This is a genomic window from Streptomyces chlorus (assembly GCF_042655885.1).
Classification (GTDB): Bacteria; Actinomycetota; Actinomycetes; order Streptomycetales; family Streptomycetaceae; genus Streptomyces; species Streptomyces chlorus.
In genome coordinates, this window is record NZ_JBHSOA010000003.1 from 56,377 (window position 1) to 82,906 (window position 26,530).

The window sequence follows — 26,530 nt, forward strand, 5'->3', positions numbered from 1 at the left end:
CGGCCCGCCCGGGAATCCTCCGCGCGGGGGCTATCTCCCGGGCGCGGTCGAGGACTCGGCCGGGTGCGCGGGCGCGGGCGGGATGCGGTAGACCGAGACGTGGGAGCGCGACTCGGCGGTGAACTCGGCGCCGTTCCAGTCCGCGTGCCTGGTTTCCAGTTCGAATCCGGCCAGCTGCGCCATGAGGTCGAGTTCGGCAGGCCAGATGTAGCGGTGCGGGGAGCGGTCCAGCCGCGCCGTCCGGGTCTCGTCGAACCGGACGTGGTGCGACACCACCTGCTGGTGCAGTACGTCGTACGTGTCCAGGAGGATGTAGCCGGGTTCGGACCGCATGACCGTGGCCGCCTGGCCCGGTGGGAGCCTGCGCAGCTCCGGCACCCAGAGTTCGATCACGAACCGGCCGCCGGGGGCGAGGTGACGGGCCGCGTTGTGGAAGCACTCGACCTGCTCGGCCTGGGTGAGCAGGTTGGAGATCGTGTTGTAGACGAGGTAGACGAGGCGGTACTCCCCCGGCGCGACGGTGGTCGCCATGTCACCGATGACCACCGGGATCGTCGCCTCGTCCGCCTTGGTGCGCAGTCGCTCCACCATCGGGCGCGACAGCTCGATGCCGGTGACGGGAACACCTCGCTCGGCGAGGGGCACCGCCACCCTGCCGGTCCCGACGGCGAACTCCAGCGCCGCTCCACCCTCGGCGAGCCGGGCGAGCCGGTCCACGGTCGGTCGCAGGGCCTCGGGCGCGAACATGCCGGTCCCGGGCGTGTCGTAGCGCCGTGCGGCGTCGGCGTCCCAGATGTCCTGCTGCTGCAACATTCTTCAACGCTCGCCTACTGCCGGTGGGTCGTCCAACGAATTTCGGGGCGCGACGGGTCCGCCGTGCGGTGCGGGGGCCGCGGGGGCGGCAGTCGCGGCGGCGGTTGTGTATCGGCGGCCCAGGTGGGCGAAAGCGGCCTTGAGTTCGGGCGGGCCGACGACCTCGATGCCGGCGGCGAAGAGGCCGCCGGTAGCGGCGAGGCCTGCCCATGACCACGCGCCCGGGGTGAGCCGGCAACGGTCGGGGCCGAGTTCCTCGACGACTCCGTCGCGGGCGTAGCGGGACACCTCGGCGGCGGGCAGACCGAGGATCACCTGGCCACGGCAGGGCCACTCCCCCGACCCGTCGGAGCCCCGGAACCTGGCGGCGACGAAGCGGGACACCTCGCCTCCGGGCAGTTCCCGCGGGGTGAAGCGGGGGCCCGTGGGGGTCCGTGGTGTGATCCGGTCCGCCCGGAAGGTGCGCCAGTCCTCGCGGTTCCACCCGGAGTTCCGCCAGGGTTCCCTGCTGGTTTCGGCCCGGTTTCCTCCGGATCCGGCAGCACGCATTCCGTGTCGGTGACACGCGGAAGGCAGGCGTGTGAGGGTCTGGTGAGGGTCGCTGAGTGACACACGGGGCATACGTTTTGCGCATATGTAGCTGATAAGATCATCGGACTTTCAGCAGACTGACGGCGCGTCATGAACGCGTACGGGGGACAGTCTCTAAGGCCCCATCGTCAAGGAGTGAGGTGTGGTCCGCCCGTGGGCCCGAGCCGTTCGACGGCCGGGTCGCTCAGCATGGACCGGTGGGCCTCCCGCGCTCCCGGCGCGATGCGACTTGAAGAGAGTCTCATGACGTCATTGATCCGGGATCCACTGTTGTGGATCTTGCTGGTAGTGCTCATCGCTGCGGTGTTCGCAGTGATGAGGGCGCGGAGAACCAACCTGGCTCTCCGCAGAACGAGGAAGGACCTGGAAGCAAGCCTGGGGCAGACCCAGGGTCAGCTCGCCCAGCAGCAGGGGCAGATCGCCGCGCTCAACGCGCGGCACCGGGGCGACCTCGCCGACGTCCGCGCGGATGCCGAGTCGTCGACCAAGGCCGTACTGAAGTCGGCGATGGGAACACTGCAGTCCCTCGCCGAGGAGCAGCAGCTGCTGCTCGACGAGCTGCTGAAGAAGTACGGCAACGACACCGAGGTCCTCGCCGACCTGATGTCGGTGGACCACACCGGCAGCCAGTTCAGCCGCCGGGCCAAGGGTATCTCGGTACTGTGCGGCGGATGGCTGGGCCGGCGTGACGGCGCGGCGACCGTGTACGACGTGGCGCGCAGCGCCCAGGGACGGATCAAGGACTTCAACCGGGTCGGCATCCACGCCCAGGTCAGCGTCTCCGTCTCCACCAAGGCCGTCGAACCGGTGGCCGTCGTACTGGCCGAGCTGCTGGACAACGCGACCACCTACAGCGCTCCGGGCACGCCGGTCGAGGTCAACATCCAGGCCGTCCCGACGGGTGTGTGCTTCATCGTCGACGATGCCGGGCTGGGCATGGACCAGGAGACCAAGGACCGGGCGGTGGCGCTGTTGTCCCCCGAAGGCGCGGTCGACATCACGAGTCTGGGCGATCCGCCCCGATTCGGGTTCGCGGTCTGCGGCATGCTCGCGGCGCGGTACGGCTTCGCCGTCTCCGTGGGCTCGGTGTCCCCCTACGGCGGAGTGCGTGCAGTGATCCGTGTACCGGAAAGTCTCCTTGCCGCCGAGACGCCCGCACCTGCCGAGCCCGTCCAGGAAACCTCCGGGGAGGAGGCCGTCCCGCAGCGGCTCGCTCCCGTCCCGGTGGGCCCCTCCCATGTGGTGGGCAGGACCAACGGCGGGCTTCCCAAGCGGCGCCGGCGGCAGGGCCCCATCTCGGTGGTCCCCTCGCCGGACGCCACGGCCACTGCCGACGAGCCCACGCCCGAGCAGGCCAGCGAGGTGACCGCGTCGCGCCTCGGCGCGTTCGCCCGCGGCACCCAGCTCGGCCGGATCACGAACACCATGGAAGGACCTGATCAGCGGTGAACACCGACCTGTCGTGGGTGCTGAACGACGTGCTCGAGGTGCGCGGTGCCCGTCACGCCGTCCTCGTCTCGGGTGACGGCCTGCTGCTGCAGCGTTCGGACGACATCTCGCGCGACGACGCGGAGACGAATGCCGCGGCCATGAGTTCCATGCAGTCCCTCAGCCGCGCGGTCTCCGGTTTCGTCGGTTCGGGCAACGGCGTCTGGAAGCAGACGCTGCTGGAGTACGACGGCGGCTGGATCTTCCTGAGCGCCGCCGGTCAGGGCGCCTACCTGGCCGTCTCGGCGGCTCCGGACGTCGACATGGAAGCCGTGTCGTTCCGTATGCAGAAGACGGTGGTGGCGCTCAGCAAGGCGATGAGCGTCGCACCGCGCTCGGCCCATGGTGGCGGCTCATGACGGCTCCCGGCGAGGAGGAATCCGTCTCCAGCGACTTCGTCCGCTCCTACGTCATCACCGGTGGCCGGAGCCTGCCGGCCTCGGACGATCTTGCATTGCACACCCTCGTCACGCTGGCTCCCGAGCGGACTCCTCCGCTCGGGGCCGGGCCCGAAGTGACGGCGATCTGGGACCTGTGCGCGGGGGGCTACCTTTCGGTGGCCGAGGTGGCCGGCCACCTCGGGCTGCCGGTCGGGGTGGCCCGCCTGCTGCTGACCGACCTGTCCGAACAGGGGCACCTGCTCCACCGCGCCGAGCCGCCCCGGGCCCAGAACGTTGACAGAGCGACCCTCGAGAAGGTTCTGCATGGACTCCAATCCCTCATCAGCTGAGACGGCCCAGGGCTCCATCTACGTCTCCAGCGCGGTGACCAACGCCGCCAAGATCCTCGTCGTCGGGCATTTCGCCGTGGGCAAGACGACGCTCATCGGTTCGCTGTCGGAGATCACTCCGCTGCGCACCGAGGAGAAGATGACCCAGGCCTCCGTGCACGTCGACGACCTGCGGGGCGTGACGGGCAAGACCACCACCACGGTCGCCCTGGACTTCGGCCGTCTCACGCTGAGCGAAGACCTGGTGCTGTACCTCTTCGGCACGCCGGGGCAGCAGCGCTTCATGCAGCTGTGGGAGGACATGGCCCGCGGTGCGCTGGGAGCACTGCTGCTGGTCGACCCCGCGCGGCTCGAGGAGACGTTCCCCGTCATCGACCTCGTCGAGGGGTACGGCCTGGAGTACGCCATCGCCGTCAACACCTTCGACCCGTCCGCCGCCTACGGCGAGGCGGAGGTGCGTGAGGCGCTCGACCTGCTCCCGGACACCCCCGTCGTCTACTGCGATGCCCGCGACCAGCGGTCCTCCGCCGAGGCGCTGATCGCGCTGGTCCGGCATCTGCTCGAGCGCGCGGCCTGACCGCCCCGCGCCCACCCCGTCCGGGAGCGTCAGCTCCCGGTTCATCAAGGAAGACTTCATGGATCTTCAGCAGACATCTGCGCCCGCGGGCAGCAGATGCCCCATGCACGACGCCTCGTTCGCCGCCGATCCGCAGGCGCTCTACGACCGGTTGCGGGCCCACGCTCCGGCCGGTCCGGTCGAGCTCACCCCGGGCGCGGACGCCACGCTGGTCGTGGGACACGAGATGGCGCTGCGCGTCCTGCAGAACACCGAGCTCTTCGCCCGCGACGCCCGCCGCTGGAAGGCCCTGAACGAGGGGCGCATCGGGATGGACAACCCGGTGCTGCCGATGATGGCGTACCGGCCGAACTGCCTTTTCACCGACGGTGCGGTGCACCTGCGGCTGCGCAAGGCGGTCACCGACAGCCTGGCCAGGCTCAACATCACCCGGGTCCGCCGCGACGTGGAGCCGATCGCCGACTACCTGCTCGACCAGTTCAGCGAGCGGGGCCGGGCCGACCTGCTCAACGACTACGCCAAGCTGCTGCCGCTGCTGCTGTTCAACAAGCTGTTCGGCTGCCCCGCGGACATCGGTGACACCCTCACCACCTCGATGTCGGCGATCTTCGACGGCAAGGACGCGCTGCGCGCCAACGAGGACCTCACCGCCTGCCTCATGGAGCTGATCGCCCTCAAGCGGCGCCAGCCGGGCGACGACGTCACCTCGTGGCTGATCCAGCACCCGGCCGGACTGACCGACGAGGAACTGAAGGACCAGCTGGTGATGCTGATGGGCGCCGGGGTGGAACCCGAGCGCAATCTCATCGGCAACGCCCTGCTGCTGATGCTGTCCGGCGCGGGCGGCCGGCAGAGCGGCATGATGATCGAGGAGGCCCTCGACCACGTGCTGTGGAACGAGACCCCGATCGCCAACTACGCGACCCACTACCCGGTCCAGGACGTCGACCTCGGCGGCCATATTGTGGAGGCGAACACCCCGGTCGTCATCTCCTTCGCGGGCGCCAACGGCGACCCGGCGCTCGCCGAGGCCCGCCGCGCCCACAGCAAGGGCGCGCATCTGGCGTGGGGGGCAGGACCGCACGCCTGCCCCGCCAAGGACCCGGCGACCGTGATCGCGACCACCGCGCTCGAGCGGCTGCTCAACGCGCTGCCCGACCTGGCGCTGGCCGTGCCCCGGGAGGAACTGCAGTGGCGGCCGGGGCCGTTCCACCGGGCCCTGGTGACACTGCCCGCGACCTTCAGCCCGTCACCGGCCACGCGCATGGCGGCGGCTCTGCAGAGCCGTGCCTCGGTGCCCGGCGCGGAGCAGCCCATGGCCGTGGCGCCGTCCGTCCCGATGCGGCAGGAACCGGGACGGAAGAGGGGATTCTGGAGCAGTTTCCTCGATGTCTTCCGTGTCTGATGCACCGCATGTGACAGGAGCAACACTCTGAGGCGCATGACGGAGGAGGGTGGAGGGGTAGGTTCCGGCGGAACCCGGCAGCGCCCAGCCAAAGGAGCTCCGCGTGACCACCGTTGGCGACATACGTGGCATCAGCGCCATTCCTGGCACGACGACCACCGACCGCCGAGCCGTCATCTCCCTCCTCCGTCGACTGCGTTCCAGCGAGGGCCAGAGCAACCCACTTCCCATCTGGTCGGATCTGCGTTCCATGGGAGACGTCGTACGCGCCCCCTGGGGCGGCTACTTCGTCACCGGATTCGAGGCGTGCAGCCAGGTCCTGCGCGGCAGGAACTGGCTCGTCCCCGACTTCGCCTGGCAGGAGCGCCAGGGCGACCAGGAGCGCTGGGAGGCCCCCGCCACCCGTGAAATGACCAGGACACTCATCCGGCTCAACGCGCCCGCCCACACCTGCCAGCGGCGGTCCCTGGGCAATCCCTTCGACCGCTCGTCGATCGAGGACATGCGCCCGGGGATCGCCGCTCTCGTCTCCGGACTCCTCGACGGACTCGCGGACCGGCTGCGGGCCGAGGGCGAGGCCGACTTCGTCTCCCTCGTCGCCGAGCAGTTGCCCATCCACACCGTCGGCCGGTGGATCGGCATCGGCCCCGAGGACCATGCGCGGATTCTCAGTTTCACCCACCGGCAGGTCTACGCACAGGAGTTGCTCCCCGCCAAGAGCGAGCTCGCGATATCGGCCCAAGCGACCCTGGAGATGCGGGCCTATTTCACGGAGCTGATCGAGCACCGGCGCGCGAACCCCGGCCACGACGCCCTCACCGGATGGATCCACCACTGGGACGCCCAGTACCCGGACGACCGGGAGGCCGCGGACCGAATCGTCTACGACCTGACCATGTTCATCACGATCGCCTCCCTGGAGACCACCTCGGTCCTCCTTGCCAACATCGCCTGGCTGCTGACCCAGGACCCCTCGCGCGCCGAGTGGCTGCGACAGCACCCGGAGGACATCGACGACGCGATCGAGGAGACGCTCCGCTACGACCCGCCCATCTTCGTCAACTCCCGTATCGCCGCCGACGACACCGTCCTCGCGGGGGTGCCCATGGCGAAGGACACCACCGTCCACGTCCTGTACGGTTCCGCGGCCCACGATCCCCGCCGCAACCCGGATCCCGGTGCCTTCGACATCCGGCGGGGCGGCGGGCACCTCGCCTTCGGCGGCGGCGCGCACTACTGCCTGGGGGCGGGCCTCGCCCGGCTCGAGGCACGTGAGCTCATCACCCAACTGCTGGAACGATTCCCCACCTTGCGGCCCTCCGCACCTCCCACGTACGACACGACCCGTGTCGTATTCCGCCGCGTCACCTCCCTGAAAGTGGCCGTATGAACACCCCGCTCCTGTCCGGCGGCCCCGACGATCCCGACGACCGGATACTGAAGACCCTGCGCACCCGTCGGCAGGGTCCTGTCCTCACCATCGAGTTGAACGTTCCCGAGCAGGGCAACGTCGTCAGCGAGGCCATGCTGGACGACCTGCTCTCCGTGCTCGACGACCAGGACCCCTCGGTACGCGTCCTGGTGCTGACCGGCGCCGGGCAGGACTTCTGCCTCGGCGGGGACCGCGACGAGTTTGCCGAGCACCTCGCCCAGGACGCCACCGGCAACGGCATCCGTGTCTCCGGCGTCAAAGGCCGGCGAGTGTGCGACGCGCTGACGTCCCACCCCGCCGTCACCATCGCACGCGTCCAGGGCAGGGCCATCGGGGCCGGCTTCGCCCTCGCCCTCGCCTGCGACCTGCGGGTGGGTGCCGACACCGCGTCCTTCCGACTGCCCGAACTCGCCCTCGGTCTGCCCACGGCGTGGGGCGGCCTGCTGCCACGGCTGGTCAGTGAGGCAGGCGCGGCGTCCGTGCGCGAGATCATCCTCACCGGACGCCCCCTCGCCGCCCAGGAGGCTCTCGGCCTGTCGATCCTGCAGCGGGTCGTGCCCGAGGACTCGCTCGACGCCGCGGTCGATGAGTGGGCCAGACCGCTCCTGCGGCGCTCGTTGCCTGCGGTGCGGGTCACCAAGACGCTGCTGAACTCCCTGACCGCCTCAACCCGTCTCGCCGACGCGTCGGTCCTGGATCCCGAACTGATGGCGGCGGTCGCCAGCGAAGTACACCATATGCGTACGAGCCGCTGATCACGCCCTTCGCAACGTCACCGGCCCCTGGAACACGCCGACTTCCGGGGGCCGTTACTGTTCCCGCCGTCCTGGGCCGCAGCCGAGGACCGTGACGGCCTCAGGCGAGCACCGCGATGGCCTCGATCTGGACCAGGTGGTCGGGGATGTCCAGTGCCTGTACGCCCACCAGCGTGGCCGGAGCCGCCGGGGCGGTTCCCAGCTTCTGAGCCGCGCGGGTGGCGCCCTCCATGAACTGCGCCATCTTGTCGGGGGTCCAGTCGATGACGTAGGCCGTCAGTTTCGCGGCGTCGGCGAAGGTGGCGCCCGCCGCGGCCAGGGCGGTGGCGACGTTGAGGCAGCACTGCTCGACCTGGGCGGCGAGGTCGCCCGCGCCGACCGTGACGCCGTCGGCGTCCCCTGCGACCTGCCCGGCGATGAAGGCCGTCCTGGAACCGGACGCGATCGCCACCTGCCGGTAGACGCCGATCTCCGGAAGTCCCTCGGGGTTGACCAGGGTGATGGCCATACTGCCTGCCTCCTTGCGCTGTGAGCCCGCGGGCTCGCTGCCGTCGGCCCGCTGATGGCCCGGGCGGCCGTGGTCACCCGTGGTTACTCGAGAACCGTAAGAGAGTGGCCGCTGACATGGAAGAACGCACTTTTTGGTGACTGGGGAACCTGAAGGTGACCCAGGTACGGAAACCGCGTCACGCGGGAGCGCGTCCTGAGGAGAAGGATCATGCGGGCGGGCAGCGGGACAGCGGGGAGGAACGGGTGGGCGACGGACTGTGGGGGGCGCGCGGTGGATCGGTCTGGACACGGGGGCGGGTGATCGCGGCGGCCGCGGCGCTGACGGCGGGGCTGCTGGTGTTCCACCGCGCGGTGCCCAACTCCGTGGGCCGGGCGGGCAGTCTGCTGGAGTCGTTCCTGCCCTGGCCGGGACTGGTGGTCGTCGTGCTGTTCGCGGCGGCGCTGCTGCGGCGTTCGGCGACCGCGCTGCTGGCCCTGCTGCTGCCGGTGACCGCCTGGACGTATCTCTTCGGCGGGCTGTTCCTGCCCGAACCGCGGGCCGGGGCGCGGGATCTGGTGGTGGTGCAGCACAACGTCAGTGACGAGAACACCGACCCTGCGGGTACCGCCCGCGCCCTGGCCGACGCCGGCCCCGACCTCGTCGCGCTGGAGGAACTGGTGCCGGCGGCACTGCCGGTCTACCAGCGGACACTCGCCCGGCGCTACCCGTACCACGAGGTCCGGGGCACCGTCGGTCTCTGGTCGAGGCATCCGCTCACCGATGCCCGGCTGCTGGACATCAAGCCCCGGGGGATCACGGAGCCGTGGAGCCGCGGGCTGCGGGCCGTGGTCAGCGGCCCGCACGGGGACATCGCGGTGTACGTCGCGCACCTGCCCTCGATCCGGGTCGGGCCGGGCGGCCTCGCCTCGGCCCACCGGGACGAGAGCGCCCGCCTGCTGGGGCGGGCCCTCGCCGCCGAGGAACTGGAGACGGTGATCCTGCTGGGCGACCTCAACGGCACCGTCGACGACCGCGGCCTGGCCCCGCTGACCTCTCGGATGAACGTGGCGGAACGCGGCTTCGCCCTCAGTTTTCCCGCCGCGCTTCCACTGGCCCGCATCGACCAGGTGATGGCCCGCTCGGCCACCGTCCGCCACATCCGCACCCTGTCCGGCACCGGCAGCGACCATCTGCCGGTCGCCGCGCGGATCACACTCGACCGAAGCACCCGGCCAAAACGGCAGACCTGACGGTGGGTCCGGAACAGGCATGGGGCCTGCCTGCCCTGTCGACGGGTGCGGAAGAGCAGGTGCACAGGACGCGGTCACCCTGGATACCGTGTGCGGGTCGTCGAGCAGGTGCTGGGGACTCTCGTTTGGATCGGGCCGGATCGGGGAGCGGGGCCGGTGCCGGGGGCACCGCCCACCAGCCGCGATGCGCTCCCCACGCGAGCTCTCCGGCCTGGCGACGGCCCGGGTGACGTCGTCGACGAAGTGGTACGACGCCTCGGGGTGCCATCCCTCGGGCCTGGGCCGATGCGACACCACGACCACATGTTCGCCGGAGATGAAGCCGTCGAGAGACATGGACATGTACAACACGAGCCGCGCCATGAGGTCTTCCGGGAAGGGTTCCGGGTTCCGGATTCTGTATGAGGTGGGACCGCCGCGGACGTACGGACTCATCGGTCGCACGCGGCGGCGGGTGCCGTGGGGCAGACTGATCCCATGGGCGACCTCAATGCCCCCGGGGCACCGTCACGGCGGTTCCCTCCGGAGCCGGAGAGCGTGGCGGAGGCTCGGCGGTTCGTGCGGGCCACGCTCGACGGCGCCGCACCGGCCACACTGGACACCGCGCAGCTCCTGGTCAGCGAACTGGTGACGAATGCGGTGCTGCACGCACGCACCGAGATCGAGGTGACGGCCCGGACCGGTGACGGCGGGGTCCTGGTACGGGTGAGCGATTGGCGGCCGGAGCGCGGGCTCGTGCCGTACGAGAGTCCCGCGTACACCGGTACGGGGCAGGGGCTGGCCCTGGTCGAGCGGCTGGCGTCCCGGCACGGCGTCGACACGGGCGACGCGGTCAAGACGGTGTGGTTCGAGCTGTGGCCCGAGGGATCGCCGCCTCCGTCGGACGGGTGGGTGACCGCCACACCCCGTTCCGGGCAGGGCGAGACCGTGACGCTCCTCGATGTACCGGCGGCGCTCTGCCTGACCTGCACACAGCACCGGCACACGCTGCTGAACGAGGCCGTTCTGACCCTGGCCTCCGGGGACGTCCCGGGTGTGACGGCGGAGGACCTCGCGGTCGCCCTGGACATGAACGACGTGATCAGTGCGGGTGTGACGGCCACGCTGCGCCGGCAGCACGCCGAGGCGGAGTTCGGGTCCCTGCCCCTGTGGGTGCCGTCGGACGCCGGACCTCCGATGGAGACCTTGCGCGCGGTTCTCGACATGGCCGAGGAGGCTGCCCGGGACGGGCGTCTTCTGACGCTGCCGGCACTTCCGCGCGGCCGCGGCTTCCAGGAGTGGCTGTTCGACCAGATCGGCGACCAGCTCGCCGGGGAACGACCCACGGCGTGGACGGTGATGCCCCGGAAACCGGGCGCCGGTGCCTCGGAGCCGGTGCTGTGGGACGCCGGGCAGGTGCAGGCCAGCAGGGTCGCGACGATCGCCGCCGACGAGTCGAATCGGATCATCGCGGTCAACGGGCCGGCGGCGGACCTGCTCGGCTGGCCCGCGGACGATCTCGTCGGGCAGCCGCTCACCGCGCTCATCCCGGAGCATCTGCGCAGGCGTCACACCATGGCGTTCACGTCCCTGCTGCTCAGCGGGCAGCCCCGGATCCTGGGCCGGGCGCTGCCGCTCCCCGCATTGCACCGCGACGGTGGGCTGGTCCCCGTCCGGCTGTTCGTCGAGAGCCAGGAGACCGGCGACGGCCGCACCGTGTTCGTGGCCGAGTTCTCCCCCAGGGGATCCGCGCCGTCGCCCCCGTCCCGTCCGCCCGGCCGGCTCCGGCCCGGAGCCCTGCGGGAGGCGGGTGGCGCCCCCTGGTCCGCCTCTCCCGGAGGGGACCGGAGAACGGGCGTGGGCCGGATCGTTGGCACGTCCGATCTGGAACGGCTTTCCCTGCTGGCCGAGACGGGGGCCACGCTGAGCACCCTTCCGGACCTGAACGAGGGCCTGCGGCGGGTGGGCCGGATCCTGACCCGATGGCTTGCCGACTGGTGCCTGGTGGACCTGTTCACGGAGCAGGACGAGGTGGAGCGGGTCTGCGTCATGCACCGTGCGCCCCAGGGGCCGTGGCCCGAGGAGTACGAGGGCCGGCTTCCGCCGCTGTCCGAGACCTCCCAGGGGCCGCTGGCCCGCGCACTGCGCGGGGCGGGCCCCCTGCTGTTCACCGAACTCCCGCCCCCGGGCCGGGCCGCGAGCCCACTGGACGCCCACTATGCGGAGCTGTTCCGGAAACTGGGTGCGAACAGCGCGGTGGTCGCCCCGCTCCGGTCGCCCCGGAAGGTCATCGGCGCGCTCACCCTCGCCCGGAAGGGGCGCGGACGGCCGTTCACCGAGGAGGATCTGCCGCTGGTCGACGAGCTGGGGCGCGCGATCGGCCTCCGGGTGGACAACGCCCGCCTCCACCAGGAGACGCGGAAGATCGCCGAACGCCTCCAGCGTTCGCTCCTGCCGGCGCTGCCCGAGATCCCGCGTCTCCGGCTGGCCGCCCGCTACGCGGCCTCCTCCGCCACGGCCGAGGTCGGCGGCGACTGGTACGACTGCTTCGCCCTGCCCGACGGGGACACGGCGCTGGTCATCGGTGACGTCGCCGGGCACGACCTCGACGCGGCCGTCGCCATGAGCCAGCTGCGCAGCATGCTGCGCGGTATCGCCGTGGACCGTCAGGAGCCGCCGGGGGAGGTTCTGCGTCGCCTGGACATGGCGAACCACACCCTGCACCAAGAGGCTACCGCGACCTGCGTCTACGGTCTGATCAAGGAACTCGGGAACGGCCTCTGGAAGTTCGTCCACTCCTCCGCGGGCCATCTGCCGCCGCTGCTCGTCAGCCCGGACGGCCCCACCCGCTACCTGGAGGACGGGGCGGGGCTGCTGCTCGGCGTCGACCCCGAACTGGTCCGTCCCCAGGCCAATGACGCGATCCCGGCCGACTCGACCGTGCTGCTGTACACCGACGGCCTCATCGAACGCCGCACCGAGTCCCTGGACCACTCCCTGGACCGGCTCCGCGGACACGCCGCCGGGCTGGCCCACGAGCCCCTCGACGTGTTCTGCGACGAGTTGCTCATCGGACTGGCCGCCGGCAGCGACGACGACATCGCGGTACTCGCGGTCCGCCCCGGGCCTTTGCCCTGACGGCGCGTGCGGCGAGGCCGTTCAGTCCGCCAGCGCGGTCAGCACCTTGTCCGGCGTCAACGGGAGGTCGCGGAAGCGGATGCCGGTGGCGTGGTGCACGGCGTTGCCGATGGCCGCCGCGGTGCCGACGATGCCGATCTCGCCGATTCCCTTGCTCCCCATGGGGTTGAGGTGGGCGTCCTCCTCGTCGATCCAGTGCGCCTCGATGCGGGGCACGTCTGCGTGCACGGGCACGTGGTAGGTCGCCAGGTCCGACTCGGTGAAGTCGCCGAAGGCGGTGTCCATCGTGCTGCCCTCGGTCAGGGCCATGCCCAGGCCCATGATCATGCCGCCGACGAACCGGGACCGCGCGGTGCGGGCGTTGAGGATCCGTCCCGCGGCATAGACACTCAGTAGCCGGCGCACCCGGACCTCGCCCGTGACGCGGTCCACGGCGGTCTCCGCGAAGTGCACGCCGAAGGCGTGGCGCGCGTAGGGGCTGTCGGCGTCGGTCTGTCCCCCGGTGTCCGCGTGGACGGTGATTCCCTCGTCGGGCAGCGGACCCGGGCGAGCGGCGAGGGCTCCCGCCAGCCGGGTGCACGCCTCGTGGACGGCCCTCGGTTCCGGAGGAGCCTCCGGCCGGCGGTACGGCGGGCAGGTCGCTGTTGCCGACCTCGGTCCGTACCCGGTCGAGGGGGACGCCGAGGACGTCCGCCGTCACCTGAGTGAGCACCGTGCGGGCTCCCGTGCCGATGTCGGTGGCGTTGATCCGTACGACGAACGTTCCGTTCGGCAGCGCGCGTGCCTCGGTGGTGGACGGTGCCACGAGAACGGGGTAGGTGGCTGCCGCGACGCCCGTGCCGACGAGCAGGGGGCCCTCGCCACGCGAGCGGGGGCGCGGGACGGCGCCCGGCCCAGCCGAACCGCCGCGCGCCGTCGCGGCCCTGCACGAGGAGCTGCTGACGCATGTGGGCGGCAGGCTGCACGACGACGCGGCACTGCTCCTGCTGCGCAAACCCGCCGTCACGGAGCCCGCAGTGTCCGAGCCGAAGGCCGGCGAGGCCGGGCCCGCCATCCCCGAACCCGCCGCCCCCGAGTCCCCCGTGCGGGGGACGGCGGCCACCGGACCGGTGGTCCCGGCTCCCGCGGCCGCCCCGGTGACGGGGCTCGGCAGCGGCGGACTCGACGGCGTCGGCGAACTCGCGGCCCTCCTCGGAGTCGCCCGCCTGGAAGATGACGGGGCGGCCCTGCGGCGAGCGGGGGACGTTGAAACGTCCCTGGATGTCGAAGTGCTGTCCTCGGTGGACGAACGCTCCGGCGCGGGCGTCCCTGAGGAAGGTGCCGGTGGCCCGGTCGGCGAGGATCTCGTCGCCGTGCCAGGAGTCGAGGAGTTCGATCGCCGTGGCGAGGAACTCCTTGGCTCGGGAGTACCGTTCCTCCTCGGGCAGGAAGCCGCCGCGGCGGAAGTTCTCGCCGGTGAAGGCGTCCCAGGAGGTGACGACGTTCCAGGCCGCCCGACCGCCGGACAGGTGGTCGAGGGAGGCGAACTGGCGGGCCACCTCGTACGGTTCATTGAAGGTGGAGTTGATGGTCCCGGTCAGGCCGAGGCGGTCGGTGACGGCGGCGAGAGCGGTGAGGACCGTGAAGGTGTCGGGGCGGCCGACGACGTCGAGGTCGTAGATCTTTCCGCCCTGCTCGCGCAGGCGCAGCCCTTCCGCGAGGAACAGGAAGTCGAACTTGGCGCGTTCGGCGGTCCTCGCGAAGTGGACGAAGGAGCTGAAGTCGATGTGGCTGCCGGCGGCCGGGTCGCTCCATACGGTGGTGTTGTTGACGCCGGGGAAATGGGCGGCGAGATGGATCTGCTTGGTCGGCTTGCTCATGATGGGGTGGTCCTCCGGCTCAGGCGGTGGCTGCGGCGGCGTAGCGGCCGGCGGGGCACTCGAGGCCCAGGAGGCCGCGCAGGGTGCTCGCCTCGTAGGCGTGGCGGAAGGCGCCCCGGCGCTGCAGTTCGGGCACGAGCGCCTGGGTGATGCGGGGCAGGTCGTGGCCGAGCACGGCGGGGCGGAGCCGGAAGCCGCTCAGCCCCGTGCTGTGCAACTCCTGGAGGAGATCGGCGAGTTCGTGGGGCGTGCCGGTGAAGAGGGGGGCGTCTGCGGTGTACGTGTACCCGGCGAGGGCATCGAGGCGGTCGCGGCGGGCTCGGGCGGCCGCCGGGTCGTCGTCCAGGAAGACCACCAGGTCGCCGAAAAGGTGCAGGGGTTCTGCGGCGCGGCCGGCCGCCTGCTGCTCGCTGCGGATCTCGGTGACGATGGCGCGCGCGTGGTCGGTGTCGTACGGGGTGACGTAGCCGATGTCGGCCTGGCGGGCGACGAGACGGTACGGGATCGTCGCGTGGGCGAGGGCGCTGACGACCGGCTGGCCCTGGGGCGGGCGCGGGGTGACGGACGGGCCCTTGACGCTGAAGTGTCTGCCTTCGAAGCCGATGTGGTGCAGTTTGTCGCGGTCCACGAAGCGGCCGGTGGCGCCGTCCCGGATCTCGGCGTCGTCCTCCCAGCTGTCCCAGAGGCGGCGGACGACGTCCACGTAGTCGGCGGCCTCGTCGAAGAGGTCGGCCAGCGTGTCCCGGGCGCCGGGGCTGTCGTAGCCGTCGATGCGGGGGACGGTGCGGCGGCCGAAGTGCGCGGCCTCGTTCGGCCGGGCCGTGATCTGCACGCGTACACCGGCGCGGCCGGAGCTGATGTGGTCGAGGGTGGCGACGGCCTTGGAGTGGTGGAACGGCTCGGTGTGCGTGACGACCACGGTCGGCACCAGCCCGATGTGCCGGGTCAGCGGTGCGATGCGGGAGGCGGTCAGGACGGCGTCCAGGCGGCCCCGGACCTGGTCGGTGCGGTCGTCCGGGTCGAAGGGGTGCGAGGACTGCGGGCCGAGACCGTCCTCGAAGGTCACGAAGTCGATCAGGCCGCGCTCGGCCTCGGCGACCAGGTCGGCCCAGTAGGCGGCGGTGAACAGGTCCCTGGGCCGGGCCACGGGCTCACGCCTTGAGGCGGGGTGCCAGCCGGTTCCGTCCAGGGCGACGGCGAGGTGCAGACGGGAAGCAGGGGTCGACGACACGAGGGGTGCCTTCCTGAAGGTCCGTACGGGATCACCGGGCCCGGTACGTGGAGGGGCCGCGGCGGCTTCGGGGGCGACGGGTCAGGGGCGACAGAGCGCGCCGGCGACGCGCTGGAGGTCGATGTGGGGCCGGGAGTGGAGAGGGACGGTGCACGGGACGCGTATCGCGCGCGGCCCGCCCGCCGGCTGCCGTCCGAGGCATGCCGCGGGTCCGGGTGGTGGTGCGTCTCGTATCGCGCCGGGGTTCACCGTGTCCGTCCCTCGGGCGGTGTTCCGGGGCTGCGGACCTGGAGGAGGGTGGCGCGGCGGCGCACCGTGAAGCCGATCGCCTCGTAGAGACGGATGGCCGGGGTGTTGTCCGCCGCGGCGTGCAGGAACGGGCGGTCGCCGCGTTCCCGGATGCCGTCGGCGACGGCCCGGACCAGCCGGGTGCCGAGGCCCCGGCCGCGGTGGCCGGGGTCGGTGCAGACCGCGCTGATCTCCGTCCACCCGGGGACCCGGATGCGTTCACCGGCCAGGGCGACGAGTCTGCCCCGGTGACGGATGCCGAGGTAGGTGCCGAGTTCGACGGTCCGGCCGAGGAAGGGGCCCGGCCGGGTGCGGGCCACCAGGTCCAGGATCTCTGGCACGTCCGCGGGGCCGAGCCGTACCGCGTCGGGGGCGGGCTCGGTCCGCAGAGCCGTGCCGACGAGTTGTACCGCTGTGCCGCGGCCGGTGACCTGCCAGCCGTCGGGGACATCGTCGGCGGGCTTGAGCCGGACGGTGGTCCCCGGCCCGACGAGGGTGTGCAGATCGTCCCAGGCTGCCGGGTCGGCCGGATCGGCGAGCGCGGCGAAGTCGTAGACGTCCGCCGGATAGCGGGCCGCCCGGCCGGCCCGCTCGGCGAGGTGGGCGTGCGACCCGTCCAGGGCGGCCCATACCGCGTTGTCGAGCCGGGACGTGTCCGGGAGCACCGGAACGGGTGCGGCGGGTGCGAGTACGGAAGGGACGAGTACGGATGGCGCGGACACAGCCGGGGTGGGTGCGGGCGGGGCGGGTGCGTCGTCACTGAGGTCGATGGGGTGGGCCAAGGGAGCGGAGTCCTCTCGGGTACGACGGTCGGGCGTGGACGGGCGCAGGTGGACGCGGTCCGCTGTATGCGCGAGCGCCACGGGACCGGCCGGTCTCTCGGTGCCGGTGTGCTGCCGACCGACGGGGGCGGACGCCGGAGCGCCTGGCGGCCGGCGTCCGCAGCCGGGCGGGGGTCAGGGCCCCTCGGTGGATGCGCCCGAAGGGGTGCGGTCGGGGGCACGGCCGGGCCAGGTGACGATCGGCACGGCGGTTCCGGTGGCTGCCGGGGCACGACAGTGGGCGCGGTGGCGGCGGGCGATGGCGTCGACGTCGAGGTGGCCGCCGAAGGCCGGGTGGCCGGCCAGCCGGCGGGCGTAGGCCCACAGGATCTCGTACGCGGCGATGTCCCGTACGGCCTCGGCGTCGAGGTGGTGGCGGTGCACGGTGTCGAGCTGGACCAGGGTGACCCACAGCTCCACGTCCGCCACGGTGATCCGGTCGCGGATCATGTGGTCGCGGTCGACGAGCCAGCTGTTCAGTGAGCCAAGCGTGCGCAGCAGGGTGCCGAGCGCCTCGGCGCGTGCGGCGGGTTCGGCGTCGGCCGACCCGGCGGAACGTGCTGCCTCGTCGATGCCCTGGGCACACATGCGCTCCACGGCCTCGATCTCCGACTCCGCGCCGCACGGGTACGCCGTGGAGCGGCCGCCGTCGAACCGCCGGGCCAGGTCGCGAGCGATGTCGGGGGCGTGGGTGCTCACGATCCGCCCCGACCAGTCGTCGCTGAGCACCGGTGCCAGGGCCGGTCCGGTGTAGCGGTGGGCACTGGCGTCGTACAGCGGGGACAGCTCCGTGTACCCGCCGTCCGGACGGTCGGGGACGGCGGGCAGGACGGTGACCGCGCAGGCATCGTCGAGGTCGAGCAGGGTGTGCGTGATGGCGATGCGCAGACAGGCCGGGTCGGCGGTGGACAGGTGGAGGCGGTAACGGCGGGGCACGGCGTAGTGACCGCTGCGCACGTCCCGGCCGATCCGGCCCCGGAAGGCGGGGGCGGACGGCACGGGCGTGTGCGTGGCGGGCGAGATGACGGACATGGCTCTCCCCAGGGCAGGCGCGCGGACGAGGGCGCGGAGGAAACGTCGTCGGTGCAGAGCGCGTGGCACACCGGCACGGCGACGGGCGGCGGCCCGTGAGACGGAGCGGTGGGGTGTGGACGCGCGGAGGCCAGGCCGGCTAGGCCGGCTAGGCCGGCTAGGCCGGCTAGGCCGGCTAGGCCGGCTAGGCCGGCTAGGCCGGCTAGGCCGGCTAGGCCGGCTAGGCCGGCTAGGCCGGCTAGGCCGGCTAGGCCGGCTAGGCGAAGGATCCGATGGCGCTGCAGACGCGCAGCAGATCGATGTGACGGCGGGAGGTCAGAAGAAGCGACCGTCGGGGCGCGCGGCTCACTCGGCTGGTGACCGGCTCAAGGCGCCCCATGCTTCCCTACCTGTTCACTAGGAATCCTTCATCGAGTGTCGAGCCGGCCGCGCTCCGCGTCAAGAGGTGTCCACAGGGTGACCACGGCCCCCGCGGCTCGCCCGGAGCCCGCCCGGAGCCCGAATCCCGCCCGACGCCTACTTGTTGGTTTTGGGCAGGCCGGGCGGGTTGATCTCGGATTCGGTCACCGCCTCGTCGGTCAGCCCCCAGCGCTCCAGCACCTCGGCGTACGTACCGTTGTCGATGATCTCGTCGATCGCGCCGGCGAGCGCGTCGACCAGGCCGCTGTCCTTCTTCGTGGTGGCCGCGATGAGGCCCTGGAGGGTGGCGCCGCCACCGGAGTACGAGCCGACGACCTCGGTCCTGCCGGTGGTGGCCGCGTAGTAGGCGGAGGTCGGGCTGGGGCCGAGGTAGAGGTCGATGCGGCCGGACTGGAGCCCGAGATGCATGTCGCTGTCGTTCTGGTAGTACTTGATGTCCACCGGATCCCGGCCGGCCTTCTCGTTGTCCTTGCTCCACTCGACCAGCAGCTTCTCCTGGTTGGTGCCGCTACTCACGGCCACGGTCCTGCCCGCCACGTCCTCGGCCCCGGTGATCTTCAGGCCGCTGTTCTTCTTCGCCTCGAACGCCAGGTTGTCCTCGCGGTAGGTGGCGAAGTCGTACTTCTCCTTGCGTTCCTCGGTGACGGTGATGTTGCTGAAGCCGACGTCGTACTTGGCGCTGTCCAGGCCGACGAAGATGTTCTCCCAGGAGACGGGGTTCAGCCGCAGTTCGAGGCCGAGGACGTCGGCGACCAGCGAGGCGATGTCCGGCTCGACGCCGATGACGGTCTTGTTGTCGGTGGCGTGGAAGGTCAACGGCGCCGCGGAGCCGGAGGAATTGACGACCTCCAGTGTCCCTCTGCCGCTGATCTCCTTTGGCACCTGTGCGGCGATGGAGTCCACCTTTTCAGTGGTGACGCGGTTCTGGTCCGGGCTCAGGTTGATCTTCGTGAGGGCGCCGGACGTCTGCTTCACCTCGGTGGTCCCGCCGTCCGAGGGGTTGCCGCATGCGGCGAGACCGAGGACTGCGATGAGTCCCAGCGCGGCGGCGGTGCGGCGGTTGAGCGAGGTGGGCATGGGCGTACTCCTTGGGTGCGGGACGGAGAGGGAAACGGGAAGAAGAAGGGGACGAGGAAGGGGGCGGCGGGTCAGAGGACCTTGGAGAGGAAGGCCCGGGTGCGGTCGTGCCGCGGAGCGTCCAGCACGGCCGCGGGCGGCCCCTGCTCCACGACGACCCCGCCGTCCATGAACACCACGGTGTCGGCGACCTCACGGGCGAAGCCGATCTCGTGGGTCACGACGATCATGGTGGTTCCGGTGCGGGCCAGGTCCTTGATGACGTCGAGGACCTCACCGACGAGTTCCGGGTCGAGCGCCGAGGTGGGCTCGTCGAACAGCAGCACTTTCGGTTCGAGGGCGAGCGCGCGGGCGATGGCCACCCGCTGCTGCTGGCCGCCGGACAGCTGCCGCGGATAGGCGTCGGCCTTGTCGTCGAGCCCGACCCGCGCGAGCAGCCGCCGGGCCGTGGCCTCGGCCTCCCTGCGCGGGCGGCGCAGCGCGGAGACCGGTGCCTCGACGAGGTTCTCCAGCACGGTCAGGTGCGGGAAGAGGTTGAAGTTCTGGAAGACGAAGCCGATGCCGGTACGCTGCTTGAGGACGTCCTTCTCCTTCAGCTCGTACAGCTTTCCGCCCGAGCGGCGGTAGCCGATGAGCTCGCCGTCGATGGCGATCCAGCCCTGGCCGACCTTCTCCAGGTGGTTGATGGTGCGCAGGAGCGTGGACTTCCCGGAGCCGGACGGGCCGAGGATCACGGTGACCTCACCGGTGCGGACCTGGAGGTCGACGCCGCGCAGCACCTCCAGCGTGCCGAAGCTCTTGTGGACGCCGTGGACGTCCACCATGACCTGGCTCGTCACCTGGCTCGTCGGCTCGCTCGTCACCGCGCTCATCGGCTGCCTCCCAGGGGCTTCAGTGGTACGACGGGCTGTTCGCGCTGTGCCGCGGCCGCGCGCAGGGTGCGGATCAGGCGGCGGGCGCGCTGGAGGGGGGTGGGCGGCGGGGTGCGGTCGGCGCCCCGGGCGTAGTGCCGCTCCACGTAGTACTGCGCGACCGACAGCAGCGAGGTCAGCACCACGTACCAGGCGGTGGCGACCAGCAGCAGGGGGATCACCCGGCCGTTGCGGCCGTAGATCACCTGCACCTGGTAGAACAGCTCGCCGATGGACATGACGTAGACGACCGAGGTGCCCTTGAGCAGGCCGATGATCTCGTTGCCGGCCGTGGGCAGGATGGCGCGCATCGCCTGCGGCAGCACGATCCGCCGGATCTGACGCAGCCGCGGGACGCCCAGGGCGGCCGCGGCCTCCAGCTGTCCCGGGTCGACGGAGACGACTCCGCCCCGGACGATCTCGGCGGCGTAGGCGGCCTGATGCAGCGTCAGCCCGATGACGGCGGCGCCGATGGTGCCGATCAGGCTGTTGCTGTCGACGGACCAGAACACCGGGCCGAAGGGGATACCGACGCCCAACTCCTTGTACAGGGCGCTGAGATTGAACCAGAACACCAGCTGGACGATCATCGGGATCGACCGGAAGATCCAGATGTAGGTCCAGGCGACGGTCTGCAGCAGCGGACTGCGGGACAGCCGCATGAAGGCGAGGACGGTACCCAGGAGGAAACCCAGCACCGTGGCGTAGGAGGTGAGTTGGAGGGTGACCCACACCGCCTGGACGATGGTCTCCGAGAGGACGTAGTCACCGAAGACGCCCTATTCCCAGACGGGGTTGGTGGCCATCCCGTGCACGAACTGCGCGACCAGGACGGTCACGGCGACGGTCGCGGCCCACCGGGCGTAGTGGCGTGCGGGGACGACCTTCGACGAGCCCGGATCGTCCGGGGCGGGTGTGGCCGAGGGGCGGCCGCGGCCAGGGGAGGACGCGCCGGGCGGTGCGGCGGCGGATTCGGTGGGGAGTCCCATCGTGGCGTTCCTGCTCACTCGTCAGGCGTGTTCGGGCAGCCGGCCGTCGCTGATCCGGTCGAGGGTGGCGAAGATCTTCGCCGCGAAGGTCGGGCAGGAGACGTTGGGCCGGTGGGCGAGGAGGATCTGCAGACGGCCCGGCCTGCTCGCGATGCAGGCGGCGGCCGGTGCGGGGTCCGGCGCTCCGGAAGCGTAGGCGAACAGCACCCGGTCCCAGCCGTGGTCCTCGTGGGCACGGGCCAGCCGGAGGGTGTGGTCCTTGTCGAAGGCCGCGCCGGAGCGCGGTGTCGTCTCGGTGCCGTCGTTGGTGGCTGCGATGCCAAGGAACTCCACTGACATGGGAGAATGCCTTTCCTCGAATCTTGGGACGCCGTCGGCCGGCACGGAAGCGGCGCCGAGGTGGCTTGGGCGGCATGAAGGCGGCGGGGAAGCAGCAGGGGGCGGCAGGGAGGAGCGCACGGGATCCGGGCGGGGCAGCGGCCTTCCGCGCAGCCTGATTCGGCGGCGCTTCGGTGTGCTGGGGTGCCGGGGTGGGCCGAGCGGGTGTGACGACGCCGGGGGCATGGGCCGGGAACGGGGCGGCGGCAGCGCGTGTCAGGTCCGGCGGGACCGACCGCCCCCGGGCTCAGGGTGTGGCGTCGGGTGTTCTTGACGCCCGCTCACGGCGGTTCCGCGCAGGAGGAGGTCCGGCCCCACGACGGGGGTGCCGAGGAAGGGATGGGCCGGTCGGACGGCCCGCTGCCGCGTCAGGCGCAACACTGGGCGGACCACACACGACCGAAGTCGATGTGGTCGCGAGTCACCAAGTGCTGCGCGGCGTTCATGCGACCCATTGAGCAGCACATCGCGCTTCTCGTCAGCTGTCGCCCGGATACCGGACTGTCGCCGGGCTGCTGCCGAACATGGCTGACGTGGACGGGCGTTGGGCGCCTACGATCGGCGGGCCGTGTTGAGGGACACGTTCAGCACCGAGCACGACGACGCCGGTTGCCACTGCGTATGCGAACGCACGCCGTATGCACGCCTGGTCACAGCGACGGCGCCGGACGCCCGGAGCACGCTCAAGGGCCGGCGTGACCGATAACCGACCCCTTTCCCCTATCTTCCCTATCGATTTACTAGGGAAGTGTTGACGGGGCTCAGCGCGGGCGCACAGGATGAGGAGCGGAATCCAGGTTCCGCACCGCGTGCCTGCGCCGCGCCGAGCGGCCGACCTCGAGGAGACCACCGTCATGGGCGTTGCCCCCGCGCCGGCCGGCCCCGTCCAGGACTCCGACCGGCGTTCCTTCGGCCGCCAGGACGTTGACCGGACAGGGCCGGACCGTGCGCACTGGCTGCGCGTCGCCCGTGAGACGGCGGACGACCTGGCCACCGACGCGGCGGCGAGGGAACAGGCGGGCAAGGTCCCCGTCGACGAGGTGTCCCGGCTGCGCGAGGCGGGACTGCTGGCCCTGCTGGTGCCGGCCCGGTTCGGCGGCGGAGGCGCGGACTGGCGTACGGCCTACGCCGTTGTCCGGGAGATAGCCGCGGCGGACGGCGCGATCGGCCAGCTGCTCGGCTCGCACTACTTCCTGTCGTGGAGCGCCCGGTTCTTCACCAATCCGGCCCGTGCCGCGCGGATCGAGCGGCGGTCGGCGGCGGAGCAGTGGTGCTGGGGCGGCGGTTTTGCCCACCAGGAACCCCCGCTGACGCTGACCGGGAAGGCCGGCGGGCAGGTGCTGGACGGTCGGCAGAGTTTCGCCGCCGGGGTCCTGGTCGCCGACCGGCTCGCCGTGCGCGCCGTCCGGGCCGACACCGGTGAACCACTGGCCGTCACGGTCGATCCGGCCCTGCCCGGTGTGGGGGTGGACGGGGACGCGGACACCTTCGGCCAGCGGCTGGCGGCCGGCGGGTCCATGGAGTTCGACGCCGTGCCGGTCACCGCCGACGACATCCTCGGCTCGCTGTCCGCGGACGAGGACGTCCTGTCGCCCCTGACGGCGCTGGCGTCCCCGGTCAGCCGTCTCCTCTCCGTGCAGCTCCGGCTCGGCCTGGCGGAGGGCGTGCTCGCCGAGGCCCGTGAGTACAGCAGGTCGGGGCAGTGGCCCTGGCACCCCGCCTGGCCCGCCGAACAGCCCCGGGATCCGCAGACGCTCACCGCGTTCGGGGAACTCACCGTCCTCACCCGTTCCGCGGCCGCGCTCACGGATCAGGCGGTGGACACCGTACTGGCGGGGCTGGAGCGCGGGGAAGGGCTCACCTACGACGAGTACGCGGAGATCTCGGTCCTCGTGGCGATGGCGGAAGCCGCCGCGTCCAGGGCCGCGCAGGAGTCCACGTCCCGCGCCCTCGACATCATCGGCGCCCGCTCCATGTCCGCGCGGCTGGGCTTCGACCGGTTCTGGCGCAACGCCAGGGCCCACACCCTGTACGAGCCGGTCTCCCACCGGCTGCGCGACGTCGGCGACTACTTCCTCAACGGCGCGCACCCGCCCTTCGTCCTGCCCGCCTGATCATCCGGGGGCCCGCGCCGGACACCGGCCGCGACGTGCGGGATACTACGGATATGCGGATCTCAGCCAGGGCGGACTACGCGGTGCGGGCCGCGCTGCAGCTCGCCGCCTCACGGGACGACGTTCCCCTCAAGACCGAGGCCATCGCCGACGCCCAGGACATTCCGCACAAGTTCCTCGAAGGCATTCTGAACGACATGCGCCGGGGCGGTCTCGTCCTCAGCCGGCGCGGCGGCAACGGCGGATACCGGCTGGCCAGGCCGGCCGAGTCCATCAGCATCGCCGATGTCATACGTGTCGTGGACGGGCCGCTGGTCTCGGTGCGCGGGGTCCGCCCGCCGGACCTGTCCTACTCCGGGCCGGCCCAGTCGCTGCTGCCCCTGTGGATCGCCCTGCGGTCCAATGTGCGCGAGATCCTCGAGGGGGTGTCGCTGGCCGATGTCGCCACGGCCGAACTGCCCGCCGATGTCGCGGCGTTGACCGATGCCCCGGACGCCTGGGTGAACCCCTGACACACCGGCCGACCAGTCAAGTGTCAGATCATGAGATGACTCCATCCAGCATATGAACACCCCCTTGGGGTGGGCGTCGTCTTCTGCCACGATCCCTAGCAACCAGGTAGGAAAACTAGGGATCAGGGGGGCGGCCATGGTCATGCGTACGCTCGACCGTGCGGCTCGCCTGCTGCCCCACCTGACCTCGCGCCGCCACATCGACTTCGGCCGCACGTCGAGCGCCATCTGTCGTCACTCCGCGCCCCAGCAGGCCCCCTCCGGGCAGCCCGACCGCGGGCCGTCGGGTTCCGGACGGTCCGTCAGCGGACTGTCCGCCTCCCGGCACGCCTGAGGCGGCCCGCTCACGGGACGCCCGGGCTCCGCGCAGCGCACCGCCGCGCCCCGCCCACCCCGGTCCCGTCCTCCCGTCCGCCGGTCCTCCCGCCCGCGCCGTACGTCCCGCCCGGCCGTGCGCCGGGGCCCGGCAACCGGCGTACCCGTCGGCGCGCTCCGGCGGGCCCGCCGCCGCACCCTGCCGTTTCACCTCCTCACCCCTTTCCGAAAGGACACCTCCGTGTCTGCCGCCAGACCGCTCACTCTCCTGCGTGCCATCGCCGTCACCGCGACGCTGCCCCTCCTGCTCACCGCGTGCGGCTACGGCTCCGAGTCCACCGACGACGGCGAGCAGTCCGAGGTCGCGGCGGACGCCGAGAAGCTGTCCGTCGGCGAGGTGAAGCTCGGCTACTTCCCGAACCTCACCCACGCCAACGCGCTGGTGGGTGTCCAGGAGGGCCTGCTGCAGAAGGAACTCGGCGCCACCAGGATCAAGTCGGCGACCTTCAACGCCGGGCCGTCCGAGATCGAGGCGCTGAACGCCGGTTCCATCGACATCGGCTGGATCGGCCCCTCCCCCTCCATCAACGGATTCACCAAGTCCCAGGGCAAGAACCTGCGCATCATCAGCGGCTCCGCCTCCGGCGGCGTGAAGCTGGTGGTGAACCCGGACAAGATCAAGTCCGAGGACGACCTCAAGGGCAAGAAGATCGCGACTCCGCAGCTCGGCAACACCCAGGACGTCGCGTTCCTCAACTGGATCGCGGAGAAGGGCTGGAAGGTCAACGCGCAGAGTGGCAAGGGCGACGTCTCCGTCGTCCGCACCGACAACAAAGTGGCGCCCGACGCCTACAAGTCCGGCTCGATCGACGGTGCCTGGGTGCCGGAGCCGACGGCGTCCAAGCTCGTCGCGGAGGGCGCCGAGGTGCTGCTCGACGAGGCCGACCTGTGGCCCGACAAGAAGTTCGTGATCACGAACATCATCGTGTCGCAGAAGTTCCTCAAGGAGCACCCGGACGTCGTCGAGGCCGTGCTGCGCGGCTCGGTGAAGACCAACGACTGGATCAAGGCCAACCCCGACAAGGCCAAGGCATCCGCGAACAAGGCCCTCGAGGAACTGTCCGGCAAGGCCCTGCCCCAGGACGTCCTCGACCCGGCCTGGGAGTCCATCGCCTTCCTCGACGACCCGCTGGCCTCCACGCTCGACTCACAGGCGCAGCACGCGGTGAAGGCCGGCCTGCTGAAGCAGCCCACTCTGGACGGCATCTACGACCTGGCACCACTGAACAAGGTGCTCAAGGCCGAGGGCAAGGAAGCGGTGGACGACGCGGGTCTCGGCGTGAAGTAGCAACCGCGCTCCGGTCCGGGTGAGTTCGCAGGAGCGGCGGCCGTCACCACGGCCGCCGGTGCCGCCCGCGCCGACGGCCGGGCGCTGAGCGCGGCCGCCGCCTCACCCGACGGCGGCCGATGAGGCAGCCGGCCCGGGCCCGGCGGCCCCTCCGGGCACGGGCGCCCGCCGTCCGTCAACCCGACCGGTGTCCGGTGTCGGAGTCGTCGGGGTCGACCCCGGTGTAGGCGTCCTCGTCCTTCGTGCCGCTGGGGCGCCCGGAGCGGCCCCGGCGCCCGGTGGCCCGCATGCCTTTCTCCTGCTCGGCGCCGTAGTCCTCGCCGCGCCGGGTGTCACTGCTCACGACGTCACCGGGGACCGAGGTGCGCTCCTCCTTGGCGTGCTCGCGGCCCGGTCCGCGTGAGGGGGCGTGCTCCTCGGTGTGGAAGGACCGGCGAGCGCTCGGGTTCTCCTGCTGCCGCGTCTCGTCGACGTCCGGGGACCAGCCGTGGTGCTCGGTCCCCTTGTGACGACCGGCCCCGCCACCGGAGGGTTTCGACGGTTTGCGCTCCTTGGCCATGTCTCGGCCCACCTGTCCACTGTCGTAG

General features: G+C 71.5%; 23 protein-coding genes and 7 pseudogenes. 14 read left to right on the forward strand and 16 right to left on the reverse strand.

The features are described 5' to 3' along the window. Positions 1 to 30: 30 nt before the first annotated feature. Entirely contained in the window at positions 31 to 810 is a 780-nt protein-coding gene (locus ACFPZI_RS00605; protein ID WP_381357346.1) for a class I SAM-dependent DNA methyltransferase, read from the reverse strand. Positions 811 to 816: 6 nt separating this feature from the next. Further along, positions 817 to 1,293: pseudogene (locus ACFPZI_RS00610) on the reverse strand (helix-turn-helix transcriptional regulator); the annotation flags it as partial. Positions 1,294 to 1,647: 354 nt separating this feature from the next. Here ACFPZI_RS00610 and ACFPZI_RS00615 point away from each other — a divergent pair. From ACFPZI_RS00615 to ACFPZI_RS00645, 7 genes are all read left to right on the forward strand, one after another. Continuing rightward, the gene (locus ACFPZI_RS00615; RefSeq protein ID WP_381356629.1) at positions 1,648 to 2,853 is read left to right on the forward strand and encodes an ATP-binding protein; all 1,206 of its coding nucleotides are present in this window, start codon (positions 1,648 to 1,650) and stop codon (positions 2,851 to 2,853) included. Next, entirely contained in the window at positions 2,850 to 3,251 is a 402-nt protein-coding gene (locus ACFPZI_RS00620) for a roadblock/LC7 domain-containing protein (protein ID WP_381356632.1), read from the forward strand. The genes ACFPZI_RS00615 and ACFPZI_RS00620 overlap by 4 nt, the downstream gene beginning before the upstream one ends. Continuing rightward, a complete protein-coding gene (locus ACFPZI_RS00625; RefSeq protein WP_381356635.1) occupies positions 3,248 to 3,622 on the forward strand; it encodes a DUF742 domain-containing protein in 375 nt (124 codons plus the stop codon). Before ACFPZI_RS00620 ends, ACFPZI_RS00625 begins: the two co-directional genes overlap by 4 nt. Then, on the forward strand, positions 3,597 to 4,199 hold the full coding sequence (locus ACFPZI_RS00630; RefSeq protein WP_381356637.1) for a GTP-binding protein: 603 nt from the start codon (positions 3,597 to 3,599) through the stop codon (positions 4,197 to 4,199). The genes ACFPZI_RS00625 and ACFPZI_RS00630 overlap by 26 nt, the downstream gene beginning before the upstream one ends. A gap of 103 nt (positions 4,200 to 4,302) precedes the next feature. Further along, complete coding sequence (locus ACFPZI_RS00635) at positions 4,303 to 5,604, forward strand: cytochrome P450 family protein (RefSeq protein ID WP_381357348.1); 1,302 nt, start codon at positions 4,303 to 4,305, stop codon at positions 5,602 to 5,604. A 103-nt stretch (positions 5,605 to 5,707) separates the two neighbouring features. Then, positions 5,708 to 6,994 carry a cytochrome P450 gene (locus ACFPZI_RS00640; protein ID WP_381356639.1) on the forward strand — a complete coding sequence of 429 codons (1,287 nt, stop codon included), beginning with the start codon at positions 5,708 to 5,710 and terminating at the stop codon, positions 6,992 to 6,994. Beyond that, positions 6,991 to 7,791 carry an enoyl-CoA hydratase/isomerase family protein gene (locus tag ACFPZI_RS00645; protein ID WP_381356641.1) on the forward strand — a complete coding sequence of 267 codons (801 nt, stop codon included), beginning with the start codon at positions 6,991 to 6,993 and terminating at the stop codon, positions 7,789 to 7,791. The genes ACFPZI_RS00640 and ACFPZI_RS00645 overlap by 4 nt, the downstream gene beginning before the upstream one ends. A gap of 100 nt (positions 7,792 to 7,891) precedes the next feature. Here ACFPZI_RS00645 and ACFPZI_RS00650 read toward each other — a convergent pair whose 3' ends face one another. Further along, positions 7,892 to 8,299 (reverse strand): RidA family protein, encoded by a 408-nt coding sequence (locus ACFPZI_RS00650; protein WP_381356644.1) that lies wholly within the window; start codon positions 8,297 to 8,299, stop codon positions 7,892 to 7,894. Between the two features lie 257 nt (positions 8,300 to 8,556). Here ACFPZI_RS00650 and ACFPZI_RS00655 point away from each other — a divergent pair, with 257 nt between their 5' ends. After that, positions 8,557 to 9,531 (forward strand): endonuclease/exonuclease/phosphatase family protein, encoded by a 975-nt coding sequence (locus ACFPZI_RS00655; RefSeq protein ID WP_381357350.1) that lies wholly within the window; start codon positions 8,557 to 8,559, stop codon positions 9,529 to 9,531. A gap of 224 nt (positions 9,532 to 9,755) precedes the next feature. Here the strand turns inward: ACFPZI_RS00655 and ACFPZI_RS00660 are convergent. Further along, positions 9,756 to 9,846, reverse strand: a pseudogene (locus ACFPZI_RS00660) (dihydrofolate reductase); the annotation flags it as partial. Between the two features lie 162 nt (positions 9,847 to 10,008). Between ACFPZI_RS00660 and ACFPZI_RS00665 the strand changes: the two are divergent. Beyond that, positions 10,009 to 12,648 (forward strand): SpoIIE family protein phosphatase, encoded by a 2,640-nt coding sequence (locus ACFPZI_RS00665; protein WP_381356647.1) that lies wholly within the window; start codon positions 10,009 to 10,011, stop codon positions 12,646 to 12,648. 21 nt (positions 12,649 to 12,669) lie between these two features. Here the strand turns inward: ACFPZI_RS00665 and ACFPZI_RS00670 are convergent. After that, positions 12,670 to 13,568 (reverse strand): annotated as a pseudogene (locus ACFPZI_RS00670) (xanthine dehydrogenase family protein molybdopterin-binding subunit); the annotation flags it as partial. Here ACFPZI_RS00670 and ACFPZI_RS00675 point away from each other — a divergent pair. Next, positions 13,548 to 13,685: pseudogene (locus ACFPZI_RS00675) on the forward strand (serine/threonine-protein phosphatase); the annotation flags it as partial. The pseudogenes ACFPZI_RS00670 and ACFPZI_RS00675 sit on opposite strands and share 21 nt — an antisense overlap. Before the next feature lie 129 nt (positions 13,686 to 13,814). Here ACFPZI_RS00675 and ACFPZI_RS00680 read toward each other — a convergent pair. The 10 genes and pseudogenes from ACFPZI_RS00680 to ACFPZI_RS00725 form a co-directional block, all read right to left on the reverse strand. Further along, positions 13,815 to 14,507: pseudogene (locus tag ACFPZI_RS00680) on the reverse strand (LLM class flavin-dependent oxidoreductase); the annotation flags it as partial. A 19-nt stretch (positions 14,508 to 14,526) separates the two neighbouring features. Beyond that, the gene (locus ACFPZI_RS00685) at positions 14,527 to 15,738 is read right to left on the reverse strand and encodes an LLM class flavin-dependent oxidoreductase (RefSeq protein WP_381356650.1); all 1,212 of its coding nucleotides are present in this window, start codon (positions 15,736 to 15,738) and stop codon (positions 14,527 to 14,529) included. An 81-nt stretch (positions 15,739 to 15,819) separates the two neighbouring features. After that, positions 15,820 to 15,987, reverse strand: a complete 168-nt coding sequence (locus tag ACFPZI_RS00690; protein WP_381356653.1) for a putative leader peptide — start codon at positions 15,985 to 15,987, stop codon at positions 15,820 to 15,822. Beyond that, positions 15,984 to 16,808 (reverse strand): GNAT family N-acetyltransferase, encoded by an 825-nt coding sequence (locus tag ACFPZI_RS00695; RefSeq protein WP_381356656.1) that lies wholly within the window; start codon positions 16,806 to 16,808, stop codon positions 15,984 to 15,986. The genes ACFPZI_RS00690 and ACFPZI_RS00695 overlap by 4 nt, the downstream gene beginning before the upstream one ends. A gap of 174 nt (positions 16,809 to 16,982) precedes the next feature. Further along, the gene (locus tag ACFPZI_RS00700; protein WP_381356658.1) at positions 16,983 to 17,879 is read right to left on the reverse strand and encodes a glutathione S-transferase C-terminal domain-containing protein; all 897 of its coding nucleotides are present in this window, start codon (positions 17,877 to 17,879) and stop codon (positions 16,983 to 16,985) included. A 256-nt stretch (positions 17,880 to 18,135) separates the two neighbouring features. Continuing rightward, on the reverse strand, positions 18,136 to 18,258 hold the full coding sequence (locus ACFPZI_RS00705; protein WP_326756621.1) for a putative leader peptide: 123 nt from the start codon (positions 18,256 to 18,258) through the stop codon (positions 18,136 to 18,138). Positions 18,259 to 18,395: 137 nt separating this feature from the next. After that, positions 18,396 to 19,376: an ABC transporter substrate-binding protein gene (locus ACFPZI_RS00710; protein ID WP_381356661.1), complete on the reverse strand. Its 981-nt coding sequence runs from the start codon at positions 19,374 to 19,376 to the stop codon at positions 18,396 to 18,398. A gap of 71 nt (positions 19,377 to 19,447) precedes the next feature. After that, positions 19,448 to 20,248 carry an amino acid ABC transporter ATP-binding protein gene (locus tag ACFPZI_RS00715; protein WP_381356663.1) on the reverse strand — a complete coding sequence of 267 codons (801 nt, stop codon included), beginning with the start codon at positions 20,246 to 20,248 and terminating at the stop codon, positions 19,448 to 19,450. After that, a pseudogene (locus ACFPZI_RS00720) lies at positions 20,245 to 21,276 on the reverse strand (amino acid ABC transporter permease). Before ACFPZI_RS00720 ends, ACFPZI_RS00715 begins: the two are co-directional and overlap by 4 nt. 27 nt (positions 21,277 to 21,303) lie before the next feature. Beyond that, positions 21,304 to 21,615, reverse strand: a pseudogene (locus tag ACFPZI_RS00725) (LLM class flavin-dependent oxidoreductase); the annotation flags it as partial. A gap of 893 nt (positions 21,616 to 22,508) precedes the next feature. On the opposite strand from ACFPZI_RS00725, the gene ACFPZI_RS00730 reads away from it, so the two are divergent. The 4 genes from ACFPZI_RS00730 (at position 22,509) to ACFPZI_RS00745 (ending at position 25,943) form a co-directional block, all read left to right on the forward strand. Beyond that, positions 22,509 to 23,768 carry an acyl-CoA dehydrogenase family protein gene (locus ACFPZI_RS00730; RefSeq protein WP_381356666.1) on the forward strand — a complete coding sequence of 420 codons (1,260 nt, stop codon included), beginning with the start codon at positions 22,509 to 22,511 and terminating at the stop codon, positions 23,766 to 23,768. A gap of 53 nt (positions 23,769 to 23,821) precedes the next feature. Then, positions 23,822 to 24,280 carry an RrF2 family transcriptional regulator gene (locus tag ACFPZI_RS00735; protein WP_381356669.1) on the forward strand — a complete coding sequence of 153 codons (459 nt, stop codon included), beginning with the start codon at positions 23,822 to 23,824 and terminating at the stop codon, positions 24,278 to 24,280. 136 nt (positions 24,281 to 24,416) lie between these two features. Beyond that, on the forward strand, positions 24,417 to 24,614 hold the full coding sequence (locus ACFPZI_RS00740; protein WP_381356672.1) for a hypothetical protein: 198 nt from the start codon (positions 24,417 to 24,419) through the stop codon (positions 24,612 to 24,614). Positions 24,615 to 24,836: 222 nt separating this feature from the next. After that, on the forward strand, positions 24,837 to 25,943 hold the full coding sequence (locus ACFPZI_RS00745; protein ID WP_381356674.1) for an aliphatic sulfonate ABC transporter substrate-binding protein: 1,107 nt from the start codon (positions 24,837 to 24,839) through the stop codon (positions 25,941 to 25,943). Positions 25,944 to 26,118: 175 nt separating this feature from the next. On the opposite strand, the gene ACFPZI_RS00750 is transcribed toward ACFPZI_RS00745, so the two are convergent. Continuing rightward, complete coding sequence (locus tag ACFPZI_RS00750) at positions 26,119 to 26,502, reverse strand: hypothetical protein (protein ID WP_381356677.1); 384 nt, start codon at positions 26,500 to 26,502, stop codon at positions 26,119 to 26,121. Between the last annotated feature and the right edge of the window lie 28 nt (positions 26,503 to 26,530).